The sequence below is a fragment of the Gilliamella sp. Lep-s35 genome (genome assembly GCF_009795845.1).
Lineage (GTDB): Bacteria > Pseudomonadota > Gammaproteobacteria > Enterobacterales > Orbaceae > Gilliamella.
On the sequence record NZ_WTEX01000028.1, the window covers coordinates 1 to 13,597 of the forward strand.

The 13,597-nt window shown below is 34.0% G+C and carries 13 protein-coding genes; 2 read left to right on the forward strand and 11 right to left on the reverse strand.

From position 1 onward, the window contains the following. Window positions 1-154: 154 nt before the first annotated feature. From GQ590_RS10420 to GQ590_RS10450, 7 genes are all read right to left on the reverse strand, one after another. The gene (locus GQ590_RS10420; RefSeq protein ID WP_160408861.1) at window positions 155-1,363 is read right to left on the reverse strand and encodes a PLP-dependent aminotransferase family protein; all 1,209 of its coding nucleotides are present in this window, start codon (window positions 1,361-1,363) and stop codon (window positions 155-157) included. 256 nt (window positions 1,364-1,619) lie between these two features. After that, window positions 1,620-2,861: an MFS transporter gene (locus GQ590_RS10425; protein WP_160408864.1), complete on the reverse strand. Its 1,242-nt coding sequence runs from the start codon at window positions 2,859-2,861 to the stop codon at window positions 1,620-1,622. Between the two features lie 183 nt (window positions 2,862-3,044). Next, window positions 3,045-4,157 carry a cupin domain-containing protein gene (locus GQ590_RS10430; RefSeq protein ID WP_160408866.1) on the reverse strand — a complete coding sequence of 371 codons (1,113 nt, stop codon included), beginning with the start codon at window positions 4,155-4,157 and terminating at the stop codon, window positions 3,045-3,047. Next, window positions 4,147-4,932, reverse strand: coding sequence for a YchF/TatD family DNA exonuclease (locus GQ590_RS10435; protein ID WP_160408868.1), 786 nt, complete (start codon window positions 4,930-4,932; stop codon window positions 4,147-4,149). The genes GQ590_RS10430 and GQ590_RS10435 overlap by 11 nt, the downstream gene beginning before the upstream one ends. A 12-nt stretch (window positions 4,933-4,944) precedes the next feature. Beyond that, window positions 4,945-6,123: a lipopolysaccharide assembly protein LapB gene (gene lapB, locus GQ590_RS10440; RefSeq protein WP_160408870.1), complete on the reverse strand. Its 1,179-nt coding sequence runs from the start codon at window positions 6,121-6,123 to the stop codon at window positions 4,945-4,947. 11 nt (window positions 6,124-6,134) lie between these two features. Beyond that, window positions 6,135-6,440, reverse strand: coding sequence for a LapA family protein (locus GQ590_RS10445; protein WP_160408872.1), 306 nt, complete (start codon window positions 6,438-6,440; stop codon window positions 6,135-6,137). Window positions 6,441-6,523: 83 nt separating this feature from the next. After that, complete coding sequence (locus GQ590_RS10450; protein ID WP_160408874.1) at window positions 6,524-7,237, reverse strand: phosphatase PAP2 family protein; 714 nt, start codon at window positions 7,235-7,237, stop codon at window positions 6,524-6,526. 101 nt (window positions 7,238-7,338) lie between these two features. Here GQ590_RS10450 and ribA point away from each other — a divergent pair, with 101 nt between their 5' ends. Then, the gene (gene ribA / locus GQ590_RS10455) at window positions 7,339-7,950 is read left to right on the forward strand and encodes a GTP cyclohydrolase II (RefSeq protein ID WP_160408876.1); all 612 of its coding nucleotides are present in this window, start codon (window positions 7,339-7,341) and stop codon (window positions 7,948-7,950) included. 104 nt (window positions 7,951-8,054) lie between these two features. Here ribA and GQ590_RS10460 read toward each other — a convergent pair whose 3' ends face one another. The 4 genes from GQ590_RS10460 to zipA all read right to left on the reverse strand — a co-directional run bounded on the left by GQ590_RS10460 (window position 8,055) and on the right by zipA (window position 12,018). Then, entirely contained in the window at window positions 8,055-8,243 is a 189-nt protein-coding gene (locus GQ590_RS10460) for a 2-hydroxymuconate tautomerase (RefSeq protein ID WP_160408878.1), read from the reverse strand. A gap of 9 nt (window positions 8,244-8,252) precedes the next feature. Next, a complete protein-coding gene (luxS, locus tag GQ590_RS10465; RefSeq protein ID WP_160408880.1) occupies window positions 8,253-8,768 on the reverse strand; it encodes an S-ribosylhomocysteine lyase in 516 nt (171 codons plus the stop codon). A 73-nt stretch (window positions 8,769-8,841) separates the two neighbouring features. Beyond that, entirely contained in the window at window positions 8,842-10,872 is a 2,031-nt protein-coding gene (gene ligA, locus GQ590_RS10470) for an NAD-dependent DNA ligase LigA (RefSeq protein WP_160408906.1), read from the reverse strand. Between the two features lie 228 nt (window positions 10,873-11,100). Continuing rightward, window positions 11,101-12,018: a cell division protein ZipA gene (gene zipA, locus GQ590_RS10475; protein WP_160408882.1), complete on the reverse strand. Its 918-nt coding sequence runs from the start codon at window positions 12,016-12,018 to the stop codon at window positions 11,101-11,103. A gap of 381 nt (window positions 12,019-12,399) precedes the next feature. On the opposite strand from zipA, the gene GQ590_RS10480 reads away from it, so the two are divergent. After that, window positions 12,400-13,596 carry an efflux RND transporter periplasmic adaptor subunit gene (locus GQ590_RS10480; RefSeq protein WP_160408884.1) on the forward strand — a complete coding sequence of 399 codons (1,197 nt, stop codon included), beginning with the start codon at window positions 12,400-12,402 and terminating at the stop codon, window positions 13,594-13,596. Window position 13,597: the final 1 nt, after the last annotated feature.

Consider the following 13,597-nt stretch of genomic DNA (forward strand, 5'->3'; position numbering starts at 1 on the left):
GCTAATTCTAAAAGTCCTAATTTAGGTTTAATGATTTTGGCAGTTTGATTCATTTCTGACTCTCCTTTTGTGTTATAAAATAACTAAAATGTCAGATTGAGTGAAGACTATTACAATTTTTTTTATAACTAAGTTTGAGCTACTACATATGAATCTACATTATTGTTGGGCTTTCTTCTAGTATATCTGACCAGTTAGCGATTAGTTTAGCTAATGTTTTGATGCCTTGTTCAATTTTTTCTTCTGGTACTGTGACAAAAGCAAGTCGCATGCAATTAGTTCGAATAGCATTAGCAAAAAAGGTTTCGCCCGGAACAAAAGCCACTTTATGTTGGATTGCTTCGCTAAGTAGTTCTGTGGCATTGATATTTTGGGGCAATTCAATCCAAATAAACATACCTCCTTCGGGGTTATTCCAAGTGACTGTGCTTGGCATGTATTTTTGTAATGCATTTAACATTGCTTGGCAACGTTGAGCATATAATTCACGAATAGTTGGTATATGTTTATCAAGAAAGCCATCTTTTATTACATGGTAAGCAATACGTTGAGTTAGGCTTGGAGTGTGTAGATCGGCTGCTTGTTTTAGTTGTACTAATTTGTTGATTAGTTTTTCATTGGCAACGATATATCCAAGGCGTAGTCCTGGGGCTAAAATTTTTGAGAAAGAGCCTAAATAAATAGTGTTTTCTGGCGCTAATGTATATAAGCTTGGTAAACGATGTCCTTGATAATCTAATTCTCCATAAGGATCGTCTTCGACCAATGCAAGGTTATTGCGGATTGCTTTTTCTGCTAATTGTTGGCGTCGAGCTAATGGTAAACGGCGTCCTGTAGGGTTTTGGAAGTTAGGAATTACATACATAAAATTGGCATCGGCTGCCGTTTTGTTGTCAAGTTTTTCAGGAATAATACCCTGTTCATCACTTTCTAGCGAAATATATTCAGGTTCATATTGAGTGAATGACTGTAATCCACCTAAATAGGTTGGGGTTTCAACTAGGATTTTGCTTCCTTTGTCTATCAATGCTTTACCAATAAGATCTAAAGCTTGTTGGGAACCAGTGACTATCAAAATTTGGTTAGGTTTTATGTTGGTGTTATCACGCTTAGATAAATATTCAGCTAACCATATGCGTAGTGGAGCATAACCTTCGGTTGGTCCATATTGTAAAGAGCCATTCATTTCGTCAGCAGTAATAATATGGTTAAAGGCATCTTTTATTTCTTGGACTGGAAAGGTATTTGGCGAAGGTAAGCCACCAGCAAATGAAATGACATCAGGCTGTTCGGTAATTTTTAAAATTTCACGAATAGCAGAGCTTTTCAATGCGATAGCTCGGTTAGATAGTTTCCACAACATAAATACACACCTTAATTTTGTTTATAATTAGTTTTATTAGTTAATTATTGTACCTTTACGAATATGCTAGGAATGATTTAGATATCAACAATATCGCAGTTACAATATTATTTTTTTCTTTACTATAATATGGCATATTTAATTTGTCATTAAAACAAATTAAACAATTTAGCCGTATTTTAATTGTTTAATATAATAAGTTTGTATTGATATAAAAAAACAGGACAATCGTCCTGTTTTTGATGTTTGAGTTATTTTATTCGAGCGCCTTGCCTTTGGTTTCAGGTATTAAAAAGACAAATGCAGCAGCTGATAATAAATAAGCAGCAGATAGTAAAGCTAATGCATAGCTAATTGAGTAGAATATGGCCAAATAGGCAATAAGCACTTGTGATACGCCAGCGAGTCCTCGACCAACATTAAAAATGATATTTTCAGCACTTGAGCGTGCATCTGTTGGATAATGCTCAGCAAGTAACGCACCATATCCGCCCATCATGCCATTGACAAAAAAGCCAATCACCGAGCCAAATATGATGAGTATAACCATATCTGTTTGTTGAAAGTAGAACCAAATTGAAACGGCCGAGACAAATAAAAATAGAATGTAAGAAGGGCGACGACCAAATTTGTCGCATAACCAACCAAAAATTAAGATCCCTAATGACATGCCAATAGTGGTTGAAATGGTCCAAAACATGGTGTTTTTAAATGGTAATTTGAGTTCGGTTGCAATCATGCTCGGCATCCAAACCATAAGTCCATAAAAGCCAAAGTTTTGTACCGCACAAGCAATGGTTAATCCTATTGTTGTTGCTATTGTTCGAGGGTCTTTAAATAATTTGCCAATGGCAATTTTATTTTTGTTTTGATTTTTAAGGTTTTGCCAAATTTCAGGTTCTTTTAGACCTTTACGAGTCCATGCAACAAATAGTGCTGGCAATACGCCCACAGCAAAAACCCAACGCCAACCATAAGTTTCACCAACAAAATTGACTGTTAGTGCGGCTAAAATGATCCCGACTTGAAAGCCTAGTGCAACAATTGATGTTGCTCTTGATCGTTTGTTTTTAGGCCAACTTTCAGAAACCAGTGTCATGCCGATACCAAATTCACCACCAAGACCAAGTCCACTCAAAAAGCGAAATATTAAAAAGCACTCATAGTTGGGTGAAATAGCGCATAGTCCAGTGAAAAAGGAAAATATTAAAATCGTCCATGAAAAGACTCTAACTCGACCATATTTATCAGCAAGTACACCAAATAAAATGCCACCTAATACTGCGCCAAGTAGGGTTACTGATGTTAAGGTTCCTAAATCTGCTTTAGTTAGGTTAAAGCTTGTCGAAATCAGGCTAAAACAAACACCTAAAATCATCATATCCATGCCATCAAGTGCATAACCAACGGTGGAAGCAAAAAGTGTTTTCTTTTGGTATGGCGTTGTTTGTTCACTTTCGCTTTTAGTTTGCTGGGCTGTGTTTGCTTCAGTTTTCATGTATACCTCTAGTTTTTAAAATTAGATAGTTACTTAAAATTTGCATTTTATAATGTTTAATTTGTGATTAAACGGCAGGTAAATAAAAGCGGGGGAAAGTATATACTTAAAACTCATAAAAAGCCAAACTTAAAGCTTAAAAGGCTGTTTTACCGCCGATTTTATTATCGGCGGGATGTTATGTCATTCTTCTGCAAAATACCAGTAGCCTTTGTTGACAAGCTCAAGCATTATTTGAAGCGTGTTTTTATCTTGTAACTGCTTGTAATACAATGTTTCAGTTTCACAAAGTAGATCTATGACCTGTATTGGTAAGCTAATTTTTTCGCCATGAATGTAGCCAAAATCACCTATTTTAAGAATGCGAATGCTAAGTACTCGGCGTAGCTTTAAACCATTTTTTAGTAGTGATTCAAATTCATTATATTCGTATGGCGGTTCAACAGGCACAATATCTAATTCGTGCATTGGTTGTGTAATGTGTTTGCCAAACCAATCGTTAAATAATTGCGGTGTTTTGATTAATTCGATAATTTGATCCTGTAGTTTTGTTAGTTCATAAGGTTGAACACGGTGTGGATCGTTAGGTAGTTTTAAATTCGGGTCTTGATAATAAATACCGTTAGGTAAGTTATCGATAACATAATCGGCAAAGCTGCTAAGTAGTTCTTGCGATGTTTGTGTCATAAAACCAACAGAATAGCTGAGTGATTCGCCTATAGATATGCCATTATGAGGGCAACCTATTGGAATGTATAAAATGTCGCCTGCTGTTAGCTCTTCATCAATGATAGGTTGATATTCTTCAACATGTAATAATGCTTTGTGTGCATTAAATTGTTTATAATTTGGGTTGCGATCACCTACTTGCCAACGTCTGCTCCCCATGCCTTGAATAATAAATACATCATAATTATCAATATGAGGTCCAACTCCAGCCCCGTGTGTTGCATAAGAAATCATTAAATCATCAAATTGCCATTGTGGTATGCATTTGAATGGTTCAACTAATGTGGCTGCTTGTTCGTGCCAGTGATCAACCGCTTGAACAAGTAAACTCCAATGATCTTCACCTAAGTTATCATATTCAGCAAATGGCCCATATTTTGCATCCCAAACGCCATTTTTATTGGAGACAATTCGGCTATCAATTTCTTCTTCCATTGCTAGCCCTGCAAGTTCATCTGGTGTAATGGGATCAATAAAGTTAGCAAATGCTTTGCGTAAGATTACTGGTTTTTTTTGCCAATAATTTGTTAAAAAATCATTCCAATCAATGGTTAATTTATAATTCATTTAATTTTCCTTGCAGATTGAATAATTGACAAAAGTTAGTTGTGGTTTTTTGGGCTATTTCTTCTAATGAGACGCCTTTTAAAGCTGATAAATATTGTGCCACTTCACGAACATACGCTGGTTGGTTTTCTTTCCCTCTGTATGGTACTGGTGCAAGGTAAGGGGAATCTGTTTCGACCAAAATACGATCAAGCGGTACATATTTGGCAACATCGCGCAGAGCTTCGGCATTTTTAAAGGTGATGATTCCTGAAAATGAGATATAAAAGCCGATGTCTAAGAGTTGTTTGGCTGTTTCGATATCTTCAGTAAAACAGTGTAAAACGCCAGAATGAACGTGCTCGTCTTTTAATATTCTTAATGTGTCTTGTTTGGCGTTACGGGTATGGACAATAATTGGTTTATTTAATTTGCGACCTAATCGAATATGCTCTTTAAAATTTTCTTGTTGCTGTTCTAAATTATCTTGTTGATAATAGTAATCAAGACCTGTTTCGCCTAGCGCTATAACGTTATCTTCTTGCGCTAAATTTTGAAAACGATCGGCATCATATTTTTCATCGTCTAAATTAAGAGGATGAATCCCACATGAAAAAGAGCATTGATCTGTATAAGGGGTAAGTTGATGTTTCATCGATTCATAGCCCGATAATGTTGTTGCTACACTTAAGCAATGTTTAACATCGTTGTTTGTTGCTTCTTGTAAAACATCTTTAATGGATTTAGTGCTAAAGTCTAAACTATCTAAATGACAGTGAGAGTCAATTAAAAACATAGAAATCTCTTTTTATTTATTTGAGTGTTGTTCAAAATCACGAACAGGCTTTATGGTTGACCATGAACGGCAAGCAGGGCATAGCCAGTAGATTGAGTTGACTGTAAATCCACATTTTTGGCATCGATAATTGGGTACGGTTTTTATTTGCTCACCCACCATGTTTCTTAAAAGTAAAAGGCTTTCTTTGGCTTTGCCTTGTTCTGCATCAGCAACATGATAGTTCATTAATCGATAAAATCCTTTTAAATTAGGATGTTTTAGTAACTCACGGTACAGGTAATGTTGTGCAGCATCTAAACCTTTCTGTTTTTCAATAAGATCGGCAAGCATTAATTCAGCTACGCTACCGCTATCTTGTTCGACACATAATTGTAAAAATTGTTGGAATTGTTGTTGATTATTTAGTTTTAAATAGCACTCTTTTAATAAAGGCAGTGCTTCGCCAACAAATGCTTTGTCTTGTTGTAATATTTGTTGAAATGATTCGATTGCTTGCTCTATTTTGTTTTGAGCCATAAGAACTCGACCCAACATGAGTGAAGTGCGAGCACACGTTGAATCTGCTGTTGCTGATTTTTGTAATAAATTATTTGCTTTATCCAGTTCATTATTAGTAATAGCTTGTGAGGCTAATTCACAATAAAATTGTGCAATATCGATTTTGTATTTTTCATTACCAAGTTTGACTAGTTTTGTTGCTGCGTTAATAGCATTTGTCCATTCACTGGTTGATTGATATATAATGATAAGTTGTTGCAAAGCATGCTGTTGAAAGTCTTCTTCATCGATTAATTGTAAAAACATCTCTTCAGCACGGTCGTAAAGACCTGCAACCATATAGTCTCGGCCTAACTGTTGAATGGCTAATAGTTGTTGTTCAAAGGTTAATGATGCGCTTTCTAACAATGCTTGGTGAATACGTATTGCTCTGTCAACTTCGCCTCGAGAGCGAAATAAGTTACCTAATGTTAAGTGAGCTTCAAGTGTGCCATCATCTTCTTTTAATAGGTCTAAAAAAAGATCAACGGCTTTATCTTTTTGGTTAGATAAAAGAAAGTTCAAACCATCTACATATTCACGAGATAGCCGATTAGATTCATTTAAATATTTTTGTTTTGCATTTCTGTTACCCATATACCAACCATATCCAGCGGCGATAGGAAGTAACAGAAATAACAGCTCAAACATAATAACCTATCTTAATTGGTTTTAGTTAAGGTTGTTTGTTGATGATTTGCTACACCTTCATCGTATTTTTTTTGTAATTTGTTCAATTTACGTTTTGTTGATGAGTGTTGGAATTTAGCTCTTAAAAAGAAAATGCCCGTTAATACCCAACCAATAATAAAGCCTGAACCAAATAAAATGGCTAATAATACCGATAGGCGGATTTCAGTTTTTGCAACTAAATAATTAAATATTACAAGTTGATCATTTGCTGAACCTATCGCTATTGAGATAGCAAAAACGATAATTATCAATAAAATTGATATAACAAATTTCATAATGTTGACCTTTTTGTTTTAGTTAAATATTTTTATTATATTTGTCTGTTATAAATGAAACTTCTTTCATTTTCATTTAATAGCTATTTGTCTACTATATGCCATTTTTTAGCATAAAAATAGCATATTAATGAAATTATCCAAGCAATTAATATGCTTGTTATTAGATCAATAGGCCTGTGCATTCCTAGCAATAATCGACTAATTTCAATTAATATTGACCAAATAATGGCGCTTGTTATTATTATATAATGTTGTTTGAATTTTAGTAACATTAAAGCTAAAAATGCCCAAGTTACGGCAAATAAAGTATGACCAGAAGGAAAGGAATATCCAGTTTCATGTTGCCAATGTTTAGATAACCAACTTGGAATAGTTGTTGAATTATTTAATAATTGATAGATAATTTCTTTTTTTTCTAAATCTGTTAGTGAATAAAACTGTTGGTCAGTAATATTAAATTCGTCTGCCATCCAAAGTACATAAGGTCTTGATTCTGTTGTTTGTGATTTTAAAAGGCTTTTAATTATTTGCCCACTTAATATTGCACTAACAAGTAGCAGCCATAATAAGATAATTTTCGTTTTGTTGGGTAATAACAAATAAAACACTAAAAATAAAATTGCCGATGTTATTATTGCCCAAGGAAAACTTGCTGTTTCGGTTACTAAGAATAAATATTTAGATGTATTATTTAATGATGTTGGCTGCCAATGCCAATTTATGGCTATAATAACTAAAGGCACAACTAAGAAAATAGCTAGTATAGCTATTGTTTTTTTTATTACTAACCCCATTTATAAGCTCAATTAAGTACATATTACTTAATATTTTAACATAGAATATAATTTTATTTTTATAAAATATTATCTATGTTTTATTTAAAACGGAGAAAATAATGCAATTAAAACGTGTTGCACAAGCAAAACTGCCAACGCCATGGGGATGTTTTACTATTGTTGGATTTGAAGAAATTGCAACAAAAAAAGATCATGTCGCATTAGTATTTGGTGATATATCTAGCGATACACCAATTCTTACAAGAATTCATTCTGAATGTTTAACGGGTGATGCGCTTTTTAGTTTACGCTGTGATTGTGGATTTCAGTTAGAAGCTGCCTTAAAACAAATTACAAAAGAAGGTAAAGGGATTTTAATTTATCACCGTCAAGAAGGTCGTAATATTGGTTTATTGAATAAAATTAAAGCTTATGCATTACAAGATCAAGGATTAGATACAGTTGAAGCTAATGAACAATTAGGTTTTGCAGCCGATGAACGCGATTTTACTTTATGTGCTGATATGCTTAATTTATTAGGGGTGTCTCAAATCCGTTTATTAACCAATAATCCAGAAAAAATAAGAGTACTTGAAAACGCAGGTATCAAAATTACGCAACGAGAGCCACTGGAAGTCGGTGAAAATCCAAATAATGAACATTATTTAGAAACAAAAGCGAATAAACTGGGACATTTGCTTCATTTACATCATTGTAATTGTAAGCATTAAGTGATGTGTTAAATTATGAAAAATTTATTTATAATTTAAATTATTTGAAATAATTAATCATGTTGGAAAATCTCAAAATAAAGCTATTTTGAGATTTTTTATCACTATTTTTTATCACTACGTAGCACACCACCATTAGCGATCTGATCTTTTGATATTTCATGCATGATAATTTGTACTGCTTCAGGTTTGCAGTTAAGCGTTTCGACAATTGCATCTGTTACGCGTTTTGCCATTTCTCTTTTTTGCTCTATAGTGCGACCTTCTAAAAAGTCTATGACGACGTTTGGCATAGATACCTCCTAGTGATTAATTTGGGCTAGCTGTTCATCAGTCAATGCGATTTCATCGTTATGACATACACTAATACCTGATTTTATAATTTGTTCGGCAATGGTTTTGGCTTCATCTAATGAATGCATTTTATAAGTACCACATTGATATTCGTTTAATTCGGGAATTTGATTTTGTGATTTGACATTTAATACATCATGCATTGATTTTAACCATGCATCGACTATTAACACTTCGTTTGGCTTGCCAATTAAGCTCATGTAAAAACCTGTACGGCATCCCATAGGTGAAATATCAATTATTTCAACTTTGTCGCTGTTTAGATGATCGCGCATAAAGCCAGCAAATAAGTGCTCTAAGGTATGAATTCCTTTTTCAGGTAGATTAGCTTTGTTTGGAATAGTAAAGCGTAGATCAAACACAGTAATGTCGTCTCCTTTTGGTGTTGCCATAGTTTTTGCAATTCGCACAAAGGGTGCTTTCATTTTGGTATGATCAACTTTAAAACTATCGAGTAAAGGCATAATGTCCTCCTTATTTTTTTGATACTTGTTATTGTAATCAATCAACTAACAAGTACCAATAGATTTTATCTTTTTATTGAGCAAGTAAATTTAGCATTTCTTGTTCGCCAATAACTTTAATCCCCAATTCTTGGGCTTTATCAAGTTTAGAGCCGGCGGCTTCACCTGCAATGACTAGGTCGGTATTTTTTGATACACTTCCTGTTACTTTAGCACCTAATTGTTTTAATTTATTTTTGGCTTCATCTCGTGTTAAAACTGATAGAGTGCCAGTTAATACTACTTTTTTACCAAAAAAAGGTGAGTTAGTATCAACTGATTGTATTTGCGGATTAACATCTTGCCAGTGAATACCAATTTCATTGCTGGTTAGTTGTTCAATGATATGGCGATTATGAGGCTCTTGAAAAAAATCGATAATACTTTCTGCAATGACAGCACCGATATCTTTTACTGTTTGTAATTGCTCAAGTGAGGTGTTTTCAATTGCTGATAAGTTACCTAATTGGTTAACTAGATTTTCGGCAGTAACTTCGCCGACATTTGGAATGCCAAGAGCAAATATAAATCGGCTTAATGTTGTATTTTTAGATGTCTCTAGTGCATTTAATAAATTATTGGCAGATTTTTCCCCAATTTTATCTAAGCTACATAGCATTGGTAGATTTAGTTTATATAAATCTACTGGTGTTTTGACATAGTCTTTATCAACCAGTTGTTCAATGATTTTATCACCCATACCTTCTACATTCATTGCTTTGCGTGAAACAAAATGTTTTAAAGCTTCTTTTCGTTGTGCAGGACAAATTAGTCCACCTGCACAGCGTGATATAGCTTGACCTTCATCTCGAACGATTAGCGATCCACAAATAGGGCAGTGTGTTGGAAATACGATCTCTTTTGTATCTTTAGGTCTTTTATCCAATATTACGGCTACAATTTTGGGAATAACATCACCAGCTCGACGTATTGTAACGTAATCGCCTTCACGCACGCCTAGTCGGGCTATTTCATCACTGTTATGTAATGTGGCATTGCTAACAATAACCCCCGCAACTGAAACAGGTTCTAATCTTGCAACTGGTGTAATAGCACCTGTTCGCCCAACTTGAAAGTCTACTTTGTTTAATTGTGTAATTTGCTCTTGAGCAGGAAACTTAAATGCGGTAGCCCATCTTGGTGCTCGTGCAACAAAGCCAAGTTTGTTTTGCTGTTCAATGTTATTAACTTTTATTACTACGCCATCGATATCAAAGCCTAACGACATGCGTTGTTCGCCAATTTTTGTAAAGTAGTCTAAGGCAGCTTGTACACCTTGATGTTTTTCCACCTTATTACTAACGGGTAAGCCCCAAGCTTTGAATTGCATTAAACGCTCGTAATGTGTATTAGGTAATGTAGCACCTTCAACTATACCCACACCGTAACAAAAGAATGTTAATGGTCGTTTTGCTGTAATTTTAGGATCTAATTGTCTTAATGAACCAGCTGCAGCATTACGGGGGTTGGCAAAGATCTTTTCGTCATGCTTTAGAGCATTAGCGTTAAGTTTGTCGAAGCCTTTATGTGTTATAAATACTTCCCCTCGAACTTCTAATCTAGAAGGGATGTTATCGCCTCTTAGAACTAGTGGAATTGTTTTGATGGTTTTTACATTGGCTGTTATATCTTCCCCAGTTGTGCCATCACCTCGAGTTGCTGCTTGTACAAAGCGACCATTTTCGTAAAGTAAACTGACGGCAAGGCCATCAAGTTTTAGCTCACAGCAATATTCCACCTGCTCAGTGTCATTTAGGTGAAGGCGATCTTTTACTCGTTTATTAAACGCAATAAAGCTTGTATTATCAAAAACATTATCGAGTGATAACATAGGCATTTCATGCTGGATTGATGCAAATTGTGCTAATGGAAAACCGCCAACTCGTTGAGTTGGTGAGTCGGGCGTAATAAGATCTGGATATTGTTGCTCTAATGTTTGCAGTTGTTTTATTAATTTGTCATATTCAGCATCGGGAATTTCTGGCGTATCAAGTACATAATAGCAGTAGTCATGATGCCTAATTTGGTTTCGTAATGAAGTTAATTGTTCTGTTATATCTTTAATCGATTCAGGTAAATTTGTTGTATTTTCGGTTTTATTCGATAGTGACATGATAATAGGCTCTTAAATTAAAACGTCGGTTTTGGAAATATTATTACAATTGCATTAATCTAATGGTAGGTAATGCATAACTAAATTAAATCATTTAAATAAAATAAGTTATAACAATATGTATTTATAACCACCAACTTAAGTTGGTGGGGTGCTAAAGATTTATTGAAAATAGGGTAATTAAATTTCGTTACAGGCTTTTTTTATGCGGTTTTTATAACTGTCAATTTTTTGTGGTGTTAGCATATGATGTTCATCATCTAATACCACCCCGTTGACATCATCAGCTATGCGTTGTGCTGTTTGTAACATTAATTTGAAGTTTTGTTGATTGTTCCCCTCAGTTGGCGCAACCATAAAAATTGATACACCAGGAGTTGTAAATTCATGCATAGTTTCAGGATCCAAATACCCCGGTGTGATCATATTGGCTAAACTAAATAATGTTGGACCATTACCAGCCGGATCTACATGTCGGTGGAAAATTTGCATATCACCAAACTGAAAACCCGATTGCATAATACTAGCAAGTAGCACATCGCCTTGTAATAATTTTCCATTGAGGCCAGTGACATTAAGAATAATAATTTCAGTTGCAGATTGTTGTTTGTTGTCAGTATTTAGTTTTTTAGGTTTTTCATTAACCGATATTTCACTATTACTTTTAACTTGTTTTTCCTTTACGGGTTGGGTTAAATTAAGTTGTTTTTCGTCTAATTTTTCATCATCAAAAAAATCTCGGTTAATGTCAATAACTGATTCTTTTGTCGTTTCAGTATTAATGTCTTGTTGGCTATCGTTATCAACAAATAAATCATCTTGTTGAGGTGTTTTTTGTTGCTCTTTTTTGACTTCATTTATAATTGTATTATTTTCAACTTGGTCATTATTTTTTGATGTTTTAAGTAAAATTACATCATCTTCTTCCATAGACATAGAAAAATTTTGATGTTGTTGAGTGTTTTGTTCAAACTTCCTTTTATTATTTGAACTAAAAAGCGAAGAACGTTCTTTTTTATTGAGCCAAAATCCATGGATGAGCAATGCAACAATGACTAAGGATGCAACAACAATTAGAACAATACGTAAATTATCCATAATAACCATCTCTGTATTAAATTAAATATACACTCAAATTATCCAATCATATTAAAAAAATGATTACGGAGTACTGCAATGTAAAATTTCACTCTATTTAAAACAACCATACTTTATGTCTATAGTATAGCATCATATTTAAGATACTTTATAGCACAAAAAATCAATTAATCTATATTACTTTATTTCTAGTAATAATCATAATTAACAATATTATTTTTTACCATCATAATCTAGCTAGCCATTTTTTAGAACTCTGTGCTATTGACCTGTAAAGATACTTACAATCTATGCATATTTTTTGTAAAATTGCTGATTACTTTTAAATAATAACTATTATTAAAAATAAATAATTATTAAGTTTACTGAGGTCATTTTTATATGAGATTTAACAAGCTATTATTAGCCTTGCCTGTGGCATGTGCCGGTCTGCTTTTATTAACAAGTTGCGATAATGGTAAATCACAAGACGGTAATAATCAATTACCAAAAGTAACTGTATTTAAAGTTGAACCATTAAACTATACATTAAAAATCAGTTTGCCAGGCAGGGTTGTTGCATCTCAAATTGCTGAAATCAGACCTCAAGTTGGTGGTATTGTTTTAAAACGTGAGTTTGACGAAAGTTCTAATGTTAAAGCAGGGCAATCACTATATCAAATAGACCCTGCTATTTATCAAGCTAATTATGATAGTGCTGTTGCTAGTGTTGCTAGTGCGAAAGCAAATGCCAATATTGCACAGCTTACCCTAAAACGTTATGCCGGATTATTAAATACCAAATCAATTAGCCAACAAGATTATGATAAAGCTGCTGCCGATGTTAAACAGGCAGAAGCCGCTGTATTAGTTGCCCAAGCAGCTGAGCATACAGCCAAAGTTAATTTAGAGTATACGAAAGTGTATTCACCAATTGATGGATATATTGGTAAATCAAGTGTGACTGAAGGTGCATTAGTATCAGCGGGTCAGTCAACGCCACTTGCATTAGTTCAACAGCTAGACCCTATTTATGTCGATATGACAGAAGCAGCTACTCGTTATAATAAATATCTTCAAGATGAAAATGTTATTTATGAACCAGCAAAAGAAAATAATGTAGAATTATTTTTTAGCGATGGTACAAAATATGCGCTACCTGGTAATATCAAATTTTCAGATATGACTGTAAACGAAACGACAGGTACTGTGACATTACGCTCTCAATTTGCTAACAATGAAAGTAAAATTTTACCGGGTATGTTTGTTAAACCTCAAGTGACATTAGGTTATATTAAAAACGCCATACTTGTTCCACAACAAGGTATTACTAGTAATAAAATGGGACAATATACTGCAAAAATCTTAAAAGCTGATAATACAGTGGAATATCGTCAAGATATTCAAGTATATACAGGTATTGGAGGTTATTGGGTTGTAACAAAAGGTATTGATGTTGGTGAACAAGTCATTGTGACTGGCTTACTTAATTTGACGGCTGTTGAAATGGGAAAACCTATGAAAGGGCAAATGGTTGGCGATCCGACAACGCTTACTCAAGGGCAGTTAGATAGTATCATCCAAAAAAGCATGAAATAAA